Genomic DNA, 18,534 nt, shown 5'->3' with positions numbered 1-18,534 from the left:
CCACTACAACTCCACTACACCCGGAACCCCGATGCTAGACAAAGATACCGTGCGCGCCATCGCCGCGCGCCTGCACGAAGCCGAACGCACCCGCCAGCAGATCCGCCAGATTTCGCTCGAGTACCCCGACATCACGATCGCCGACGCCTACGCCATCCAGCGCGCCTGGATGGACATCAAGCTGGCCGAGGGCCGGATCAAGCGCGGCCACAAGATCGGGCTGACCTCGCGCGCCATGCAGCAGGCCTCGCAGATCGACGAACCCGACTTCGGCATGCTGCTGGACGACATGTTCTTCAATGACGGCGCGGACATCCCCGCCGGCCGCTTCATCCTGCCGCGGCTGGAGGTCGAACTGGCCTTCGTGCTGGGCAAGCGCCTGCAAGGCCCCAACGTCACGCTGTTCCAGGTCTACGACGCGGTCGACTACGTGATCCCGGCGCTGGAAATCATCGACGCGCGCTCGCACAGCATCGACCCCGACAGCAAGCGCCCGCGCAAAGTATTCGACACCATCGCCGACAACGCCGCCAACGCCGGCGTGGTGATGGGCGGACGGCCGGTGAAAATCGGCGAACTGGACCTGCGCTGGATCGGCGCCATCCTGTCGCGCAACGCCGTCATCGAGGAAACCGGCGTGGCCGCGGGCGTCTTGAACCATCCCGCCAATGGCGTAGTATGGCTGGCGAACAAGCTGGCCGCCCATGACGTGGCGCTGGAAGCCGGAGAGATCATCCTGTCGGGTTCCTTCACCCGTCCGGTGCTGGCCCGCCCTGGCGATACCTTCAACGTCGACTACGGCGTGCTGGGTTCCGTCAACTGCCACTTCATCTGACCGCCGCACCATCCATGGACATACTGACCAATACCTTCAAGCAGACCCTGCGCAGCGGCAAGCCCCAGATCGGCCTGTGGGCGGGCCTGGCCAACGCCTACTCCACCGAGATCATCGCCGGCGCCGGTTTCGACTGGCTGCTGATCGATGGCGAGCACGCCCCCAACACCTTGCAGACCACGCTGCAGCAGCTGCAATCCATGGCCGCCTACCCGGTCGCGCCTGTGGTGCGCCCGGCCTGGAACGACGCGGTCCAGATCAAGCAGATCCTGGACACGGGTGCGCAGACGCTGCTGGTGCCGATGGTGCAATCCGCCGAAGAGGCCGCCGCCGCCGTGGCCGCGGTGCGCTATCCGCCGCAGGGCGTGCGCGGCGTGGGCAGCGCGCTGGCCCGTTCGTCGCGCTGGAACCGCATTCCCGACTACCTGCGCCGCGCCAACGACGAGATGTGCGTGCTGGTGCAGATCGAAACCCTGCGCAGCCTGGACGCGCTGGAAGACATCCTGGCGGTGGACGGCGTGGACGGCGCCTTCATCGGACCCGCGGACCTGGCGGCCAGCATGGGCTACCTGGGCCAGCCCGAGCATCCGGAGGTGGTCAAGACTATCGACGACACCATCGTGCGCATCGTGCGCAGCGGCAAGGCGGCCGGCATCCTGCACAGCGGCGTGGACCGCGCCAAGCACTATCTTTCGCTGGGCGCCACTTTCGTCGCGGTGGGCGTGGACGCCACCCTGCTCGCGCGCGCGGCTGAACAGCTGGCGGGCCAGTTCAAGAACACCGCCGCGCCCGCGGCGGACCAAGGTCCCTACTGATCCGGACGCCGGGGGCCGCAGGCCCCGGCCCGCATCACTGCCCCGCCAGGAAGCCGCGCACGGCGGCGTTGAACAGCAACGGCCGCTCCAGGTGCGCGGCATGCCCGCAATCCGGCAGCACGCACAGGCTGCCATGGGTCAGCGCCGCGCGCAGGGCCAGCGCCGAAGCCAGCGGATGGCTACGTTCGTGTTCGCCCGATATGACCAGCACCGGCGCGCGCACCGCGGCCAGCGCCTGCGTGTAGTCCACGCCGTCGACGGCGGCGATCATCGAGGCCGCACCCGCCGCGCTCATCGACACCCCATCTTCCAGGCAGGCCGCATAAGCGGGCGCCTGCTCCCCCGCCGCGAACCAGGTCTTCAGCACGCGCCGGGCCGTGGCCCGTGGACCGTCCGCGCGCAGGCGCACCAAGGTCTGGTCCATGGGTTCGAAACGCGCGCCGCGATCGAGCCGCAGGCCCGCGCCATACAGCACCGCCCGGCCCACGCGCCCCGGGACCGAACATAGCAATCGCTGTGCGACGAAGCCGCTGAATGAATGTCCCAGCACGTCGAAGCTGGCTATGCCCAGTTCGCCGGCCAAGGCAATGAGCGCGTCCGCGTAGGCCGGCAGACCCTGCAAGGGCGCCGCGTTCGCGCCACGTCCAAAGCCCGGCCAGTCGATGGCGATCACGTCATGCCGGTCGGCCAGCGCTTCAGCCAGGCCGTCCCAGATCGCGGACGATGAACAAAAGCCGTGCAGCAGAAACAGCGGGCGGCCCGAGCCGCGGCGGGTGTATTCCATGACGCGCGCCTCAGTTGTCCAGCACCACCCCGGATTCGCGCACCACCGCCTGCCACTGCGGCGCTTCGCTGCGCCAGGCCGCGGCGAAGGATGCCGGCGTGTCCTGCCCGGGCACGAAGCCGCCGGCCAGGAAGGCCTGGCGCACCTCCGGCAAGGCCAGCACCTCGTGCAGGACGTCCGCAAAGCGCGCCACGCGCTCGGGCGGCGTGCCCTTGGGCGCGGCGAAGCCCCACCAGTTGCCCTGCACCACGTCCGGCATGCCGGCCTGGGCCGCGGTGGGCACGTCGGGCAAGCCGGCAAAGCGCTCAGGCGCCGCCACCGCCAGGGCCCTCACCTTGCCCTGCGGCATATAGGCGGCCGCGATGCTGTAGCCGCCGATGTACATCTGGATCTCGTTCGCCAGCAAGGCCTGCACCCCCGGCGAAGAGCCGCGGTAGGCAATGTGCGTCATGCCCGCGCCCATCGCATGGGACAGGCGGTAGCCAGACAGATGCGGCGTGGTGCCCATGCCCGGCGAGCCATAGTTCAGTTTGCCGGCCTGGGCGCGCGCATACTGCGCGAACTGGGCGTAGTCCTGCGCCGGCACCTGCGCGCTGACATAGACGAAAGCCGGCACGTCGGCCAGCTTGCCTACCGGCTCCAGATCCGCCAAGGGATCAAAGCCCAACTTGCGGTACAGGAACTGGTTGATGACGAAATTGTTGGTCGCGCCCAGCACCAGCGTGTAGCCGTCGGGTTTGGCGCGCGCCACTTCCAGCGCGCCGATATTGCCGCCGGCGCCGGTCTTGTAGTCAACGATCAGGGGCTGGCCCAGGCGCTTTTCCAGCAAAGGCTGGATCTGCCGCATGGCGACGTCGCCCGCCGCGCCCGGCGCGTAGGGCAGGACGATGCGAATGGGATGATCGGGATACTGCGCCCGGGCGGCCGGCGGCAAGGCCGCCGCGCCCAAGGCAAGCAAAACGGATACGGCGCAAGTCCGGTACGTCATGGTGTTCTCCCTGGCCGGCGGGCGGCGCCCGCGCGCGCCGGCCTCGCGGCCAGCCGGTTTCCTCGCGAGCGCTACAGATCGATGCGCATCAGGTCATGGGCCAGCCGCAGCGGACCCGAATAGTTCTTGCGGATGTCGGCCACGATCTCGTCCATCAGGTGCGGCCCCATCAATTCCACCGGCAGATGCTTGGCTGCAGCGCGCTTGATCACCGGGCTGGTCGAATCGAAGTGGCCGAAGTGCGTCGCCACCAGGCTCTTCACGCCGGCGCGGCTGGCGATGATGCCGAGGTCCGTGGGACTGGTGTGCGCATAGGTGCCCACGCCGGTCTTGGCGCGGTGCGCGATGAACGATTCGGGGAAAGTGCATTCATGGATCAGCAGGTCGGCGTCCTGCGCCAGCCGCACCATGGCTTCACAGGGCGCGGTGTCGCCGCTGAAGGCGATGACCTTGCCCTCGGCTTCCACCCGCACGCCGAAGCACTCGCACACGTCGCGCGGGATGTGCTCGACCCAGTCGACCGAAATGCGCACGCGGCCATCGTCGAACACCGGCCCGGGACTGACTTCGCGCACTTCCGGCCGCATGGCTTCCAGGTTGGCCTGACGCACGGGATAGGCGCTGCGCGCCTGGTAGTCGGTATGGTAGGCGCCGTTCTCGAACAGATGGTCGACGAAATGGCGCGTGCCCTTCGGCCCCAGCACCAGCGGCGCGCCGGTCTTGTTCAGCATCCAACTGGAGATGACGAAGTAGGGATAGTCGCAGATATGGTCATGGTGCAGGTGCGTCAGGAACACGAAGCCGACCTTGGCGGGATCGACGTTGGCGCGCACCATCTGGCGCGTGGCGCCCTCGCCGCAGTCGAACAAATAATGGGTATCGTCATCCAGGGTCAGCAGGATGGCGGATTGGCCGCGGTCGGGATCGGGCAGCGCGGCTCCGGTTCCCAGCATCGTGATTTTCATGTTTTCCCCTTTTACGCAGGACAGTTGAACTGCGATCCAGTATAGGGATGGGGTGCATACAATCTAATCAATTATTAGAATGCTGTGATAACCAACAGGAATTGCAAAATGCCAGTCACTCCCCGCATTCCAGAACTGCACCACATCGGCGGCCGCCTGCGCATGCGCCACCTGGACCTGCTGCGCGCGTTGTACGCGCTGGGTAGCGTGCACAAGGCCGCGGCCGAGCTCGGCATGACGCAGCCCGCTGCGAGCAAGCAATTGCTGGAACTGGAAGACATGTTCGGCGTGCCGCTGTTTCAGCGCACGCGCCGCGGCATCGTGCCCACGGGCTTTGGCCACGCGCTGGCGCGCAAGGCCGACGTGCTCTGGTCCGACCTGTCCGGCGCCCGCAACGAGATCGCCGCGCTGGCCGCCGGCGCCAGCGGCCGCATCCGCGTCGGCGTGCAGCAGGTGGCGCTGCCCGTGCTGGTGCCGCGCGCCCTGCAACGCCTGCGCGCCGACCACGCCGGCGTCACCGTCATGTTGCAGGAAGGCGCGCACGATGCGCTGCTGGCCGGCCTGGCGCGCGGCGAACTCGATTGCGTGCTGGGACGCTTGATGCTGGACGCCACGCAGCCCGTGTTCCGCACCGAAGTGCTGTACGACGAACCGATCTGCGTGGTGGCGCGCGTCGGCCATCCGCTGGCCAAGTCCACCCGCATCACCGCGGCCGCGCTGGCGCGGCAGGACTGGATCCTGCCGCCGCCGCAGGCGCCGCTGCGCCAGCGCATCGACTCCTACTTCGCCGAACAGGGGCTGACGCTGCACGCGCCCATGGCCGAGTCGGTATCGCTGCTGGCCAACGAGGTGCTCTTGCGCAGCAGCGACCTGCTCTCCGCCATGCCGCGCGCCGTGGCGCAGCACTATGCCGCGCTGGGTGTGCTGGCCATCCTGAGGTTCCGTCCCGACTGGAACCTGCCGCCGGTGGGCGTGGTGCAGCGGGCGCAGGTGGAAGCGGCGCCCGCCTTGCAGCGCTTTCTCGATGCGCTGCGAGTCGAAGCCGGCGCGTTGGGCGCGTAGCGCCGCAAGCGCCCCTCTGCTCTCAAGCGTATTGCGCGAGCCCGTGGCCGAAAGACCAGTTCTCTTTCGCCACTTCCACCAGGTTCACGAACACGTCCTCGGGCCGCAGGCCGGGATCTTCGCCCAAGCGTTGCGCAATCCGCTGGAACAGCGCCTTCTTCTGTTCCAGGCTGCGCGTGTTGTTCGCCGTGATCTGGATGTACACGAGGTCGTCGCTGCGCGCCACATCCATGTAGGTCGGGCTGTAGCGGAAGTTCGACGCGTCATGCTCGGTCATGGTCATGAATTGGTCGTCTTCAGGAACATTGAAGGTTTCGCGCATGGCCAGATAGATGTTGTCGAAAATGGCCTGGCGGTAGGCTTGCGGCTTTCCCGCGCGCAATGAGACATGGACTAGCGGCATGGTGGATTCTCCCTGTTGGACCGCTTCATATTAGCCATTCTGATAAGCTATTTCTCTATATTTCAACGATAAGAATCTGAAATGACTGAGCGCTCGCTGGATGTCGCCGCCGTAAGGGCCTTTGTCCGCATTGCCGAGCTGGGCAGCTTCACGCGCGCCGCCGAAGTCCTGCAAACGACACAGGCGGCCATCAGCCTGAAACTCAAGCGGCTCGAAGACCGGCTGGGCTTCCGCCTGATCGAACGCACGCCGCGGTACGTGGAGCTTTCGGCGCGAGGCGCCGCCTTTCTTGGACAGGCGCGCGAACTGCTGGCGGCGCACGACCGCGCGCTGTCCGCGGCTGCCGAGGGCAGGCAACGCCTTGCCATCGGCATCAGCGAACACGTGGCGGGCCCTGAACTGCCGGCGCTGATCGCACGCATGAACGCGGCGGATCCCCGGCTGCTGATCGAAATCCGGATTGCCTCCTCCGGCGACCTGCTCCAGAGTTTCGACCGGCGTGAACTCGATACGGTGATCGTGCGCCTGCATGCGGGACGCGACGACGGACAGGTTCTGACCAAGGAAAAATTCGGCTGGTACGCGGCGCCCGGTTGGCAGCAGCGGGCAGGAGAACCGCTGCCCCTGGCCACCATGGCGCAACCTTGCGGCGTGCGTGCCATCGCCGAACAACTGCTCGACGAATCGGGCATACCGTGGACGGAGGTCTTTGTGGGCGGCGGCGTGATGGCGGTTGCGGCCGCGGTGATGGCGGGACTTGGCGTGGCGGCGCTGTCTCCGCGCATGCTGCCCTTCGGCGCGATCGACGCGGGCCCGAGGCTCGGACTGCCCGCCCTGCCGCAATTGCCGGTCTTGCTGCACACCAGGGTCAGGGATGGCCGCGCGCGCGATGCGCTAACGGCCCTGGGCGCCGCATTCCGCAGCGCCGTGAAGGGCTGAAAGTCTCAGGAACGGCCGCCCAGGCTGCCGCCGCCGTCCACGCCCAGCACTTGGCCAGTGATGAAGCCGGCGTCGTCCGACAACAGGAAGGCGATCGCAGCCGCCACTTCCGCGGGCGTGCCCAGGCGCTTCATGGGCACGGAGGCCAGCGCGCGCTTTTCGGCATCGCTGCCGGCCGGGCGCGTGGCGCGGAACATCTCGGTTTCGATCGGGCCGGGCGCGACCGCGTTGGCGGTGACGCCGTATTCGGCCAGTTCGAGCGCCCAGGTGCGGGTGCAGCCCACCAGCGCGCTCTTGGCGGCCGAATAGGCGGTGCGTTCCATCCCGCCGTGGATGGCGCGGCTGACCACGTTGACGATGCGTCCGGCGCGGCGCACCTTCATGGATTCGATGAATGCCTGGGTGACCTGCACCGCCACGCGCACGTTCAGATCCAGCACGTTGTACAGCGTGGCCAGGTCGATCTCGCCCAGCGGCTGGGGCGACACGATGCCCACGTTGTTGACCACGGCGTCGACCGGGAATTTCTCGCGGATCTCGCGCAGCACTTCCTCGGTGCGGCCGGCGTCCGCCAGGTCACAGGCGTAGAGGTAGCCCGGGAAATCCACGTCGGTGGTGTTGCGCGCGATGCCAACCACATGACAACCCATGTCGGACAGCCGCTGAGTAAGCGCCCAGCCTATGCCTTTGGTGGCGCCCGTGACGAGCACGCATTTGTCCTTCATGGATAGAAACCTCGCTTCTGTTTTCTTGGTGAAAAACGGGCGCTTGGGCGCCCGGTTTTCCAAGTAGACACCATCCGGCGCCACCTGTCTTGTAAATTGCGTAGCAATTCTTGCCTGCCGGACGGGCCGCCTGACCGGGTGGAACCGGGCCCGGCTCAGACGTCCCGGGTGACCGGAACGCGCGGCGCCAGGGCGCACAGCAGCTCGTAGCCGATGGTGCCGGCGGCCTGGGCCACTTCGTCCACGGAGGGACCTTCCTCACCCCAGAGCGACACGGGCGAACCGACGCCGGCGGCGGGGACGGGCCCCAGATCGACGATCAGCATGTCCATGGAAACGCGGCCCACCAATTGGGTGCGGATGCCGGCCACCACCACCGGCGTGCCAGTGGTCGCGTGGCGCGGATAGCCGTCGGCATAGCCGCAGGCCACGATGCCGATGCGCATGGAGCGGTCGGCGCGGAAGATGGCGCCATAGCCGACCGAATCGCCCGCCTTCAGATCCTGCACGGCAATGATTTCCGAGCGCAGCGACATGGCTGGTTTCAGGCCGAAGGAAGAAGCTTCGGCGTCCGCGAAGGGCGACGCGCCGTACAGGCAGATGCCCGGACGCACCCAGTGCGCCTGCGTTTCGGAGGCGACTGCGATTTCGGCGAAGCGCAGCGTGGCGGCCGAATTGCAGACGCTGATGGCGCCCGGCATCTTATGCGTCACCGAATTGAACAGCGCCAGCTGTTCGTTCACGCCTTGGGGGCCGTCGGCGCAGGCGAAGTGGGTCATCTTGCCCACCGAACCCAATACACCCTGCTGTTGCAGCAGCATGGCGCGTTCATGCGCCGCGGCGTAGGCGGCAGGGCTGAAGCCCAGGCGGTTCATGCCGCTGTTCAGCTTGAGCATGATGTCGACGCGGCGCGAGAAGCGCGCGCGCGCCAGCATGTCCAGTTGCTCCCGGTTGTGCACCGTGGTGCTCAGGTGGTAGCGGTCGACAAGGTCCAGGTCGGAGGGTTCGAAAAAACCTTCCAGCAGCAGGATGGGACCGCCCCAGCCCGCTTCGCGGCAGCGCACGGCTTCGTCCAGGTCCAGCATGGCCAGGCCTTGCGCCTTCGAGAAGCCGGCGACGGCCTGCTCGATGCCATGCCCGTAGGCATTGGCCTTGATCACCGCCCAGATCGAGGGCGGCAGGCCCGACGCGGCCTCCGCGGTCTGGTCCAGGTGGCGGCGAACGGCCGCGAGGTTGTGCGCTAGCGCGGAGACGGAGACGGTGGCGGAGATTGGACGCGGCATGGTGTGGGATCCTGTGGCGCTTAAGTCTAACTGATCCGCACCCCACGCGGCATGGCGCCGTGTCACCGGGATGCGACTACTCTAAAATGGATCGGTCCAGGCCCGCGCGGCCAGATCCGCCAGTCCAAATATGTCCATCGATCACTACGAGAACTTCCCCGTCGCCTCGCTGCTGTTGCCGCGCAGGCTGCGCGGCGCCGTGACCGATATCTACCGTTACGCCCGCGCGGCGGACGATATCGCCGACGAAGGCAGCGCCACCGACGAAGAACGGCTGAAGCAGCTAGCCGCGTTCCGCGCCGAGCTGCACCGCATCGGCGCCGAACCGGGCGCCAGGCCCGAACCCGGCTCGCCCGAACTGGCCAGCATCTTCGTCCCGCTCGCGGCCACCATCGCGCGCCACCAGCTGCCGATCACGCCCTTCTACGACCTGCTGTCCGCCTTCGAACAGGACATCAGCGTCAAGCGCTACGAAGACTACGCCACGCTGGCCGACTACTGCACCCGCTCCGCCAATCCTGTGGGCAGGCTGATGCTGCACCTGTTCGAAGCCACCAATCCCCAGAACGTGAGCGAGGCCGACGCCATCTGCACCGGCCTGCAACTGGTGAACTTCTGGCAGGACGTGCGGGTGGACTGGCACAAGCACCGTGTCTACCTGCCGCAAGAGGACCTGCGCCGCCACGGTGTGACGGACGAGGACCTGGCCGCCTGCCGGCTGACGCCCGCCTGGCGCGACCTGATGGCCTTCGAAGTCGAACGCGCCCGCGCACTGCTACACTTCGGCGCTCCGCTGGCGCGCCGCCTGCCGGGCCGCATGGGCCTGGAGCTGCGCCTGGTGGTGCAAGGCGGGCTGCGCGTGCTGGAGCGTATCGAGGCGGGCGGCTACGATGTATTCATGAATCGCCCCGAATTGGGCGCCAAAGATTGGGCCATCATGATGTGGCGCGCAATTACCTGATATGACCCCTGACGAATACTGCCAGGAGAAAGCCGCCAAAAGCGGTTCCAGCTTCTACTACTCTTTCCTCTTCCTGCCGCCCGAGCGGCGGCGCGCCATCACGGCGCTGTACGCGTTTTGCCGCGAAGTGGACGACGTGGTCGACGAATGCACCGACCCGTCGCTGGCCCGCGTCAAGCTGGCCTGGTGGCGCACGCAGGTCGACCAGATGTACAACGGCAATCCGGACCATCCGGTGACCCGCGCCCTGCAACCGCACCTGCAAAGCTGTTCAATCACGCGCGAACGCCTGCTGGCCGTGGTCGACGGCATGGAAATGGACCTGGACCAGACCCGCTACCTGGACTGGCCGGGCCTGCGCAAATACTGCTGGCACGCCGCCGGCGTGGTGGGCGAACTGTCCGCCGGCGTCTTCGGCTATTCCGACCCCAAGACCCTGGTCTACGCGGAAAAGCTAGGCCTGGCGTTCCAGATGACCAACATCATCCGCGACGTGGGCGACGATGCCCGCCGCGGCCGCATCTACCTGCCCGTCAACGACATGCAGCAGTTCGAGGTCAAGGCCTCGGACATCCTGAACGGCGAATACTCCGAACGCTTCAGCGCGCTGATGAAGTTCCAGGCCGAACGCGCCCGCGAACTGTACCGCGAGGCCATGAGCAACCTGCCCGAGGTCGACCGCCGCGCACAGCGCCCGGGCCTGATGATGGCGGCCATCTATCACGCACTGCTCGACGAGATCGAACGCGACAACTGGCAGGTGCTGCATCAGCGCATCTCGCTCACTCCCCTGCGCAAGCTGTGGCTCGCCTGGAAGACCTGGGTGGGCGGCGGACGCGGACTGGTCCGCCGGTTGGCCCGGTGAAGGCCGCGGTCATCGGCGCCGGCTGGGCCGGCCTGGCAGCCAGCGTCGCGCTGCGCGAGGCGGGCGCCAAGGTCACCGTCTTTGAAGCCGGCCATACGCCGGGCGGCCGCGCCCGGCGCGTGTTCCACACCGATTTCGAGGCGCCGCTGGACAATGGCCAGCACCTGCTGTCGGGCGCCTACAAGCACACGCTGGCGCTGATGCGCCGCGTCGGCCGCAACCCGGACGCCTTGTTGATGCGCCGGCCCTTGCAGCTGGCCAGCCTGGACGGCCGCTTCCGCCTGGCCGCGCCGCGCCTGCCCGCGCCGCTGCACATGGCGGCGGCGATCCTGCGCGCGCGCGGCCTGTCCTGGAAGGACCGTCTCGCGACCCTGCGCCTGATGCGCGGCTTGAAAGCCATGTCCTGGACGCCGCCGCGCGACTGGACCGTGCTGCACCTGCTGCACTACCACGCGCAATCGGACGCCCTGATCCGCCAGATCTGGGAACCGCTGTGCCTGGCCGCGCTGAACACGCCCGCCGCCACCGCCAGCGCCGCGCTGTTCGCGCGCGTGCTGCGCGACAGCCTGACCGGCAGCCGCGAAAACAGCGACATGCTGCTGCCCTGCACCGACCTGTCCGCGCTCTGGCCCGACGCCGCCGCGCGCCAGGTAACCATGCGCTACGGCAGCACCGTGCGCCAGCTCCGCCCCTCCGGCGAAGGCGTCGACATCAACCAGGAACGGTTCGATGCGGCCGTGCTGGCGGTGCCGCCCGCCTTCGCCGCGCGGCTGCTAGACGCCCCGCTGCGCGAGGCCGGCGCCAACGGCCTGCTGGACGCGCTCAAGGCATTCGACTACATGCCCATCGCCACGTTGAACCTGCGGCTGCAGGATCCCTGGCGCCTGCCCGAACCCATGATGATGCTGCGCGAGGAAACCGCCCGCGACCACTACGGCCAATGGCTGTTCGACCGCGCGCAGCTGGCCGGCGACACCAAGGCCGGCGAACTGGCCGTGGTGACCAGCGCGGCCACCGGCATCGCCGAACGCAACCGTCAGCAGGTCATCGAGGCGCTGATCGACCAGGTGGCCGAACAAGCGGCGCGCCACCCCGCGCGCCTGCCGGCCATGCCGGAAGTGACTGCCGCCGAACTGTTCATCGAAAAACGCGCGACCTTCGCAGCGGTGCCGGGTCTGACCCGCCCGCTGAACTCCACGCCCTGGCCCACGCTGGCGCTGGCCGGCGACTGGACCGACACCGGCTATCCGGGGGTGCTGGAAGGCGCGGTGCGCAGCGGCCTGCAGGCCGCCCGCGTGCTGAATCCCGCCGTGGCCTGAGCGCCGCCGCGGCGCCTGCCAGCCCTAGCGCAACAGGTTGGCGGTAGCCAGCCCCGCCGCCGTCAGCAGCAGCGAACCTGCCAGGCTGAATCCCGCATAGCCCAGCGCGCTGGCGTAGGCGCCGCGCTCCAGCATCGCCACCGTCTCGGCCGAAAAGGTCGAGAAGGTCGTCAGCCCTCCCATGAAACCCGTGATCGCGCCCAGCCGCACCCAGGCCGGCCACTCTGGATGCCCGGCCACCAGCGCCAGCGCCAGGCCCACCAGATAGCCGCCGGCCAGGTTCACCGCGAAGGTGCCCCAGGGCCAGGACTCCACGTTCAGCCACAGGCTTACCAGCCAGCGGACCCAGGCGCCGAACATGGCGCCCACGCCCACGGCCAGGAAATTCAGGGGAATCAGGGTTTGATACGCGGACATCGGGCTTCAGGACGCCTTGTGCTGTTTGAGGCGGAAGGAAAAAACCAGCAGCAGTATGCCGAAAAACACGGCGTAGGCGCCAATCACCCAGACCAGCGCCAGCGCGCCGGCGCCGGGCTGCATGATCAGCATGCCGCCGAACAGGATGGACACCAGGCCCGACAGGCCCAGCAGCCATTCGTTGCGGATGTCCTTGCGGAAGCGGATGGCAGCCGCGACCTGGAACACGCCGGACACCAGCGCCCAGATCGCGATGATGTAGAGCAGAACCAGCGCGGTCAGGCCCGGATAGAGGAAGGTGACGATGCCGGCCGCGATGCCCAGCAGGCCCACGATGATGAGCGCCCACAACGGCTTGCCGTTGTCGCGGATGCGCACCCCCGCGACCAGGGCCAGCACGCCGTCCACCAGCGCGAAAGCGCCCCACACCAGCACCAAGGCGGACAAGGTGATGGCGGGCATGAGCAAGGCCATGAGCCCGAACAGGATGGCAACGACGCCGCGCAACGCCACCCAACCCCAATGACGACCGATCTGATCCACGACTTGCTGTTCAAGCATGACGACCTCCGGTATTTGTAACGGGTGGCCTATGTTATCTCCGCCAGGCGGCAGGCGCCACGGCGCGCCCGGCCTGCCGGCGCCGTCGCCCCGAAATCGATTGAAATTTCCTTGGGCGGATAGGGGCGGCATTTATAAGAGTCATTCTCATTAAATGTTAGAATCCGCGGGTTTTCACCCTATACCCCATGGACAGTCAACCCACTCCCCGCCGCCGGGCCTATTGGCTCAAAACGCTGCACCAATGGCATTGGATCAGCTCGGCGTTGTGCCTGTTGGGCATGCTGCTGTTCGCGGTGACGGGCCTGACCCTGAACAACGCCTCGCACATCGAGGCCAAGGCAGTGGTGACCAGCCGCGAAGCGCACATGCCCGCCGCCGTCCTGCAGCAGCTGAGCCCCGCGCCCAAGCAGAAAAAGGCGCCCTTGCCCGCGCCCGTGGCGCAGTGGCTGGACCAAACGCTGGACACGTCTGCAGCCGGCAAACCGGCCGAATGGTCCGCCGATGAGGTCTACCTGTCGCTGCCGCGCGCCGGCGGCGACGCCTGGCTGTCCATCGACCTGGCCAGCGGCGACGTCGAATACGAACGCACCGACCGCGGCTGGATCTCGTACCTGAACGATCTGCACAAAGGCCGCAACACCGGCCTGGCCTGGAGCTGGTTCCTGGACATCTTCGCCGTCGCCTGTCTGGTCTTTTCGCTGACCGGACTGGTGCTGCTCAAGATGCACGCCGGCAACCGCAGCGCGACCTGGCCCATGGTCGGCCTGGGCGTGGTGATCCCGGTGGTGCTGGCCCTGCTTTTCATACATTGATTCCAACGATCCGCCCTGGAGATTTCCATGCGCAAGCTGTTGTTGTCGGCCCTGCTGGCCGGCCTGATCGCCCGAACGGCCCAAGCGGCCGACATCGGCCTGTCCATCGAGATCCCGCGCCTGGATGTGGCGGAGTACCACCGTCCCTACGTGGCGATCTGGATCGAGAACCCCGACCAGAGCGTGGCCACCGACCTGGCCGTCTGGTACGACGTGGCCAAGAAGAACGACGAAGGCACGGAATGGCTCAAGGACATGCGCCAGTGGTGGCGCCGCAGCGGCCGCAACCAGAAATTCCCGGTGGACGGCGTCAGCGGCGCCACCAAGCCCGTGGGCAAGCACGCGCTGAGCTTTGACGCGGCCAGCAAGCCGCTGTCGGGCCTCAAGCCCGGCCAATACGCCGTGGTGGTCGAAGCCGCGCGCGAAGTCGGCGGCCGCGAGCTGCTGCGCATCCCCTTCCAATGGCCGCCGCAAAAGGCCGAGCAGTTGACGGCTCGCGGCGAACACGAACTGGGCGCCATCGCGCTCGACCTGAAACCCTGAGATCTCCTAGGAGCACAACGATGAAATCCGCCGCCAAACTGGCCGCCGCCCTGGCGCTGTGCCTGCCCTTCGCCTCCCAGGCGCATGACGTCTGGATGGTGCCGTCCTCGACCGTGCTGTCCGGCGTCGACAGCTGGGTCACCGTCGACGCCGCCGTCGGCAACGACAAGTTCTACTTCAACCACGCGCCGCTGCGCCTGGACGGCCTGGCCGTGACGGCGCCGGACGGCAGCGCCGCCGAAGCCGAGAACGTCAACAAGGGCAAGCTGCGCAGCACCTTCGACCTGCAACTGAAGCAGGCCGGCACCTACCGCGTGGCCGTGGTCAACGACGGCGTGTTCGCGCGCTGGAAGGAAGACGGCAAGAACAAGCGCTACTTCGGCAAGCCCGAAGGTCTGGCGCAGGCCGTGCCGGCCAAGGCCGATGAGCTGGAAGTGTCGCAAAGCCTGGGCCGCGTCGAAACCTTCGTGACCGCCGGCAAGCCCTCGGCCCTGAAGCCCGTGGGCCGCGGCCTGGAACTGGCCCCCGTGACCCACCCGAACGACCTGTTCACCGACGAACCCGCCACCTTCCAGATGCTGCTGGACGGCAAGCCCGCCGCGGACCTGGAAGTCAACGTGGTGCCTGGCGGCAGCCGCTATCGCGACAAGGTCGGCGAGATCCCGCTGAAGACGGACAAGGACGGCAAGTTCTCGGTGAAGTGGCCGCAGCCCGGCCTGTACTGGATCGAGGCCGGCATGGAAGACGCCAAGGTCAGCGTGCCGCAAGCCAAGAAGCGCCGCCTCTCCTACGCCGGCACCGTCGAAGTGCTGCAGCCCTAAATCGCTGCGGGCGCATGGCCGGTTCTCCTTCCTACGCCCAGCGCGGCGCGCCGGCCGCGGCCGTGCGCGTCGCCTACGGCGCCATGCCGGCAATGCCGGCGGCGCCCGCGGCGCTGGCCGGCGCCACCATGGGTACCACCTGGTCGGCGCGCATGGCGCTGCCGACCGGACGCACGGAGGCCGCGGCGCGCCAGGCCATCCAGGCCGCGCTGGACGAGGTGGTTGCCCAGATGAGCACCTGGGAAACCGATTCCGACATCACGCGCTACAACCAGGCCGCAGCCGGCTGGCAGGATCTGCCGGCGGAGTTCTTCCACGTATTGAGCCATGCCTTGGCGCTGGCCGAGGATAGCGGCGGCGCGTATGACCCCACGGTCGGACCGCTGGTGAACGCCTGGGGTTTCGGGCCGCATCAGCGCGCGTTTGAACCGCCCTCGCCCGCCGCCATCGACGCCGCGCGCGCCCGCTGCGGCTGGCGCCGCGTGCAGCTGGACGCGACGCGCCAGGCGGCGCTGCAGCCGGGCGGCGCCTATCTGGATCTGTCCTCCATCGCCAAGGGCTACGGCGTGGACCGCGCCGCGATGGCGCTCGATGCCCAGGGCATTGCCCACTACCTGGTCGAAGTGGGCGGCGAGTTGCGTGCGCGCGGCAGGCGGCCCGACGGCCAGTCCTGGCGCGTGGCCATCGAAGTGCCGGACGCCAGCGACGACCACGTGCTGGCGTTGCCGCTGTGCGACCGCAGCATCGCCACCTCGGGCGACTACCGGCGCCACGCCGGCAGCGGCGACGAACGCTACGCCCACACCATCGATCCGCGCAGCGGCTTGCCGGTGCGCAACCAACTGGCCTCGGTCACCGTGCTGCATCCCGGCTGCATGCAAGCCGACGCGCTCGCCACCGCCCTGACCGTGCTGGGCGAAGACGAGGGCCTGGCCTACGCGCGCCGCCACGATCTGGCGGCCTTGTTCATCCTGCGCGAGCGCGACGCCTGGCGCGTCGTCGCCACGCCCGCATTCCAGGCGCTGGCCGCCATAGCCTGACGCCATGCCAGCAACACGATTGATCGCGGCGGCATGCGTGGTGGGAGCCTGGCTGCTGCTGTGCGTCTGGGCCCGGCGCCGCGCCCTGCGTCACGAGGCACAGCAGGCGCTGGCGCTGCAAGCCCTGCAAGCGCCGGTCCCCGAAGACACCTTGCTGATCGCCTACGCCACGCAGACAGGCTATGCCGAATCGCTGGCGGCGCAGACCGCCGACTCTCTGCGCGCGGGCGGCCTGGCAGTGCGCGTGGCCGCCATGGAACAACTGGACGCCAAACGCCTGGCGGAGTACCGCCGCATGCTGTTCGTGGTCAGCACCTATGGCGAAGGCGATCCGCCCGATGCCGCCGCGGCCTTCGCCGAACAGATGCAGCAGGCGGCCCCGGCGCTGGCCGGCGCGCATTACGCAGTGCTGGCGCTGGGAGACAGCGAATACGCCCAATTCTGCGGCTTCGGCCACCGCCTGGACGACTGGCTGCACGCGCAAGGCGCGACGCCGCTGTTCGATCTGGTCGAAGTCGACAATGGCGACCCTGCCGCCCTGCGCCATTGGCAGCACCACCTGGGCCTGCTGGCCGGACGCAGCGACCTGCCCGACTGGCAGGCGCCGGTTTATGAATCCTGGCGCCTGGCCGCGCGCGAGCCGCTCAATCCGCAAAGCCAGGGCGGCCCTTGCTACCTGTTGACGCTGACGCCGCCCGCCGATGGCGCGCCCAGCTGGCAGGCGGGCGACATCGCCGAGATCGGCCCGCGGCGTGAAGCCGGCGGCCCCTTGCTGGCGCATCGCGAGTACTCGATCGCCTCGCTGCCCGAAGAGGGTTCGATCCAGTTGCTGGTGCGCCAGATGCGCGGTTCGGATGGCGCGCTAGGCCTGGGCAGCGGCTGGCTGACCCACATCGCCCAGCCCGGCGACGCGATCGACTTGCGCGTGCGCGTCAACCGCAATTTCCACGCGCCAGCCGATGACCGTCCGCTGCTTCTGGTGGGCAACGGTACCGGTCTGGCCGGCCTGCGCGCCCTGGTCAAGGCGCGCCGCGCGGCGGGCCAGCGGCGCAACTGGCTGGTCTTCGGCGAACGCAATGCCGCGCACGACTGGTTCTGCCGGGATGAGATCGACGCCTGGCGCAAGGACGGCACGCTGGAGCGCGTGGACGCGGTGTTCTCGCGCGATCAGGCTGAGCGCCGCTACGTGCAGCACCATCTGCGCGACGAGGCCGAGGCCGTGCGCGCCTGGGCCGACCTGGGCGCCGCCATCTACGTCTGCGGCAGCCTGCAAGGCATGGCCGGCGGCGTGGACGCCGCCTTGCAGGACATCCTGGGCGCCGCGCGCCTGCAGGCCATGCAGCGCGACGGCCGTTACCGCCGCGACGTGTACTGAACGCGGCCGCTGCGCTTACTGCAGCTTGATGTCGGCCTTGTCGATCACAGTCTTCCAGCGGTCACGCTCGGCGCGGATCTGCTGGCCGAATTCGGCCGGAGTATTGCCCAACGGAAAAGCGCCCGTCTCTTCCATCTTGGCCGCGGTGGCCGGATCGCGCACGGCGCGCGCGAAGGCGTCGGCCAGCTTGTCGCGCACGTCGTCAGGCATGCCGGCCGGGCCCACCACGCCGTACCAGGCGGTCACGTCGTAGTCCTTGTAGCCCTGCTCCGCGAACGTCGGCACGTCCGGCAGGCGCGGATTGCGCTGGGCGCCGGTGATGGCCAGGGCGCGCAGGTGATTGCTCTTCAAGTAGGGCAGCGACGAGGGGAAATTATCGAAGATCACCGGCACCACGCCGCCCACCGTGTCGGTCAGCGCGGGCGCCGATCCGCGGTAGGAGATGCTGTTCATCTTGCCGCCGATGATCTGCAGGAACCAGATCATGCCCAGGTCGTTCACGCCGCCCGCGCCGGCGTTGGCATAACCGTCCTTGTTGGGATTGGCGCGCACGTGCTCGACGAACTCGCCCAGCGTCTTGGCCGGAAACTGCGGATTGACGCTGAGGATGTTGGGGCTGGTGACCAGGTTGCTGACTGGCGTGAAGTCCTTGACCGGGTCGTAGGCCAGCTTGGGGAACAGGTGCGGCGCGGTGCCGTGCGTGCTGACGGTGGCCAGGCCGACGGTGTAGCCGTCCGGCTTGGCGCGCGCGGTGGCGGTCATGCCTATGGTGCCGGACGCGCCCGTGCGGTTCTCCACCACGATCTGCTGGCCCAGGATCTCGCCGGCTTTCGCGGCGGCGAGACGGCCCACGATGTCGGTCGGTCCGCCGGCGGGAAACGGCACGATCAGCGTAATGGGATGGTCGGGAAATGCCGCGTGGGCGGCGGGCAGCACGGCGGCCAGCGCCAGGGCGACGCAAGTCTTGCGCATCATGGGTATGTCTCCTGTAGGGATGGTTGGAATTCTTATGTGGCTG

Annotated in this window: 21 protein-coding genes; 12 read left to right on the top strand and 9 right to left on the bottom strand. The window is 68.1% G+C overall.

The window, feature by feature from the left end; translation table 11 throughout:
* Positions 1-31 precede the first annotated feature (31 nt).
* Positions 32-835, top strand: a complete 804-nt coding sequence (hpaH, locus tag IPU70_RS31240; RefSeq protein WP_059379909.1) for a 2-oxo-hept-4-ene-1,7-dioate hydratase — start codon at positions 32-34, stop codon at positions 833-835.
* Positions 836-849: 14 nt separating this feature from the next.
* Positions 850-1,650, top strand: coding sequence for a 4-hydroxy-2-oxoheptanedioate aldolase (gene hpaI, locus IPU70_RS31235; protein WP_013394805.1), 801 nt, complete (start codon positions 850-852; stop codon positions 1,648-1,650).
* A gap of 34 nt (positions 1,651-1,684) precedes the next feature.
* Here hpaI and IPU70_RS31230 read toward each other — a convergent pair whose 3' ends face one another.
* From IPU70_RS31230 to IPU70_RS31220, 3 genes are all read right to left on the bottom strand, one after another.
* On the bottom strand, positions 1,685-2,434 hold the full coding sequence (locus tag IPU70_RS31230; RefSeq protein ID WP_207473401.1) for an alpha/beta fold hydrolase: 750 nt from the start codon (positions 2,432-2,434) through the stop codon (positions 1,685-1,687).
* A 10-nt stretch (positions 2,435-2,444) separates the two neighbouring features.
* Positions 2,445-3,422 (bottom strand): tripartite tricarboxylate transporter substrate binding protein, encoded by a 978-nt coding sequence (locus IPU70_RS31225; protein WP_207473399.1) that lies wholly within the window; start codon positions 3,420-3,422, stop codon positions 2,445-2,447.
* A 71-nt stretch (positions 3,423-3,493) separates the two neighbouring features.
* Complete coding sequence (locus IPU70_RS31220) at positions 3,494-4,387, bottom strand: MBL fold metallo-hydrolase (protein WP_013394808.1); 894 nt, start codon at positions 4,385-4,387, stop codon at positions 3,494-3,496.
* A 108-nt stretch (positions 4,388-4,495) separates the two neighbouring features.
* Here IPU70_RS31220 and IPU70_RS31215 point away from each other — a divergent pair, with 108 nt between their 5' ends.
* Entirely contained in the window at positions 4,496-5,449 is a 954-nt protein-coding gene (locus IPU70_RS31215; protein ID WP_207473397.1) for a LysR substrate-binding domain-containing protein, read from the top strand.
* A 22-nt stretch (positions 5,450-5,471) separates the two neighbouring features.
* Here the strand turns inward: IPU70_RS31215 and IPU70_RS31210 are convergent, their stop codons facing one another.
* Positions 5,472-5,852, bottom strand: a complete 381-nt coding sequence (locus tag IPU70_RS31210; RefSeq protein WP_207473389.1) for a tautomerase family protein — start codon at positions 5,850-5,852, stop codon at positions 5,472-5,474.
* Positions 5,853-5,933: 81 nt separating this feature from the next.
* Here IPU70_RS31210 and IPU70_RS31205 point away from each other — a divergent pair, with 81 nt between their 5' ends.
* Positions 5,934-6,791, top strand: a complete 858-nt coding sequence (locus tag IPU70_RS31205; protein ID WP_207473386.1) for a LysR substrate-binding domain-containing protein — start codon at positions 5,934-5,936, stop codon at positions 6,789-6,791.
* Between the two features lie 5 nt (positions 6,792-6,796).
* On the opposite strand, the gene IPU70_RS31200 is transcribed toward IPU70_RS31205, so the two are convergent.
* Together IPU70_RS31200 and alr are read right to left on the bottom strand one after the other, a co-directional pair.
* Complete coding sequence (locus IPU70_RS31200) at positions 6,797-7,516, bottom strand: SDR family oxidoreductase (RefSeq protein WP_013394812.1); 720 nt, start codon at positions 7,514-7,516, stop codon at positions 6,797-6,799.
* Between the two features lie 155 nt (positions 7,517-7,671).
* The gene (gene alr, locus IPU70_RS31195) at positions 7,672-8,799 is read right to left on the bottom strand and encodes an alanine racemase (RefSeq protein WP_013394813.1); all 1,128 of its coding nucleotides are present in this window, start codon (positions 8,797-8,799) and stop codon (positions 7,672-7,674) included.
* Positions 8,800-8,929: 130 nt separating this feature from the next.
* Here alr and hpnC point away from each other — a divergent pair, with 130 nt between their 5' ends.
* The 3 genes from hpnC to hpnE are packed head-to-tail and all read left to right on the top strand — an operon-like array spanning position 8,930 to position 11,944.
* Positions 8,930-9,760, top strand: coding sequence for a squalene synthase HpnC (gene hpnC / locus IPU70_RS31190; protein WP_207473384.1), 831 nt, complete (start codon positions 8,930-8,932; stop codon positions 9,758-9,760).
* Between the two features lies 1 nt (position 9,761).
* Positions 9,762-10,625: a presqualene diphosphate synthase HpnD gene (hpnD, locus tag IPU70_RS31185; protein ID WP_207473378.1), complete on the top strand. Its 864-nt coding sequence runs from the start codon at positions 9,762-9,764 to the stop codon at positions 10,623-10,625.
* Entirely contained in the window at positions 10,622-11,944 is a 1,323-nt protein-coding gene (gene hpnE / locus IPU70_RS31180) for a hydroxysqualene dehydroxylase HpnE (protein WP_207473371.1), read from the top strand. The genes hpnD and hpnE overlap by 4 nt, the downstream gene beginning before the upstream one ends.
* A gap of 24 nt (positions 11,945-11,968) precedes the next feature.
* Here hpnE and IPU70_RS31175 read toward each other — a convergent pair whose 3' ends face one another.
* The gene (locus tag IPU70_RS31175) at positions 11,969-12,361 is read right to left on the bottom strand and encodes a fluoride efflux transporter CrcB (RefSeq protein WP_207473369.1); all 393 of its coding nucleotides are present in this window, start codon (positions 12,359-12,361) and stop codon (positions 11,969-11,971) included.
* A 6-nt stretch (positions 12,362-12,367) separates the two neighbouring features.
* Positions 12,368-12,922 (bottom strand): HdeD family acid-resistance protein, encoded by a 555-nt coding sequence (locus tag IPU70_RS31170; protein ID WP_207473368.1) that lies wholly within the window; start codon positions 12,920-12,922, stop codon positions 12,368-12,370.
* Between the two features lie 188 nt (positions 12,923-13,110).
* Between IPU70_RS31170 and IPU70_RS31165 the strand changes: the two genes are divergently transcribed.
* The 5 genes from IPU70_RS31165 to IPU70_RS31145 are packed head-to-tail and all read left to right on the top strand — an operon-like array spanning position 13,111 to position 17,516.
* Complete coding sequence (locus IPU70_RS31165; RefSeq protein WP_207473367.1) at positions 13,111-13,737, top strand: PepSY-associated TM helix domain-containing protein; 627 nt, start codon at positions 13,111-13,113, stop codon at positions 13,735-13,737.
* Between the two features lie 27 nt (positions 13,738-13,764).
* Entirely contained in the window at positions 13,765-14,280 is a 516-nt protein-coding gene (locus tag IPU70_RS31160; protein ID WP_013394820.1) for a DUF2271 domain-containing protein, read from the top strand.
* Between the two features lie 20 nt (positions 14,281-14,300).
* A complete protein-coding gene (locus tag IPU70_RS31155) occupies positions 14,301-15,101 on the top strand; it encodes a DUF4198 domain-containing protein (RefSeq protein ID WP_207473366.1) in 801 nt (266 codons plus the stop codon).
* Positions 15,102-15,115: 14 nt separating this feature from the next.
* Positions 15,116-16,141: an FAD:protein FMN transferase gene (locus IPU70_RS31150; protein ID WP_207473361.1), complete on the top strand. Its 1,026-nt coding sequence runs from the start codon at positions 15,116-15,118 to the stop codon at positions 16,139-16,141.
* Between the two features lie 4 nt (positions 16,142-16,145).
* The gene (locus IPU70_RS31145; protein WP_207473359.1) at positions 16,146-17,516 is read left to right on the top strand and encodes a sulfite reductase subunit alpha; all 1,371 of its coding nucleotides are present in this window, start codon (positions 16,146-16,148) and stop codon (positions 17,514-17,516) included.
* Positions 17,517-17,531: 15 nt separating this feature from the next.
* Here IPU70_RS31145 and IPU70_RS31140 read toward each other — a convergent pair whose 3' ends face one another.
* A complete protein-coding gene (locus IPU70_RS31140) occupies positions 17,532-18,491 on the bottom strand; it encodes a tripartite tricarboxylate transporter substrate binding protein BugE (protein WP_207473357.1) in 960 nt (319 codons plus the stop codon).
* Between the last annotated feature and the right edge of the window lie 43 nt (positions 18,492-18,534).

This window comes from Achromobacter sp. SD115, assembly GCF_017355315.1.
GTDB classification, from domain to species: Bacteria; Pseudomonadota; Gammaproteobacteria; order Burkholderiales; family Burkholderiaceae_B; genus Achromobacter; species Achromobacter xylosoxidans_B.
This window is presented reverse-complemented; position numbering and strand designations above follow the sequence as displayed.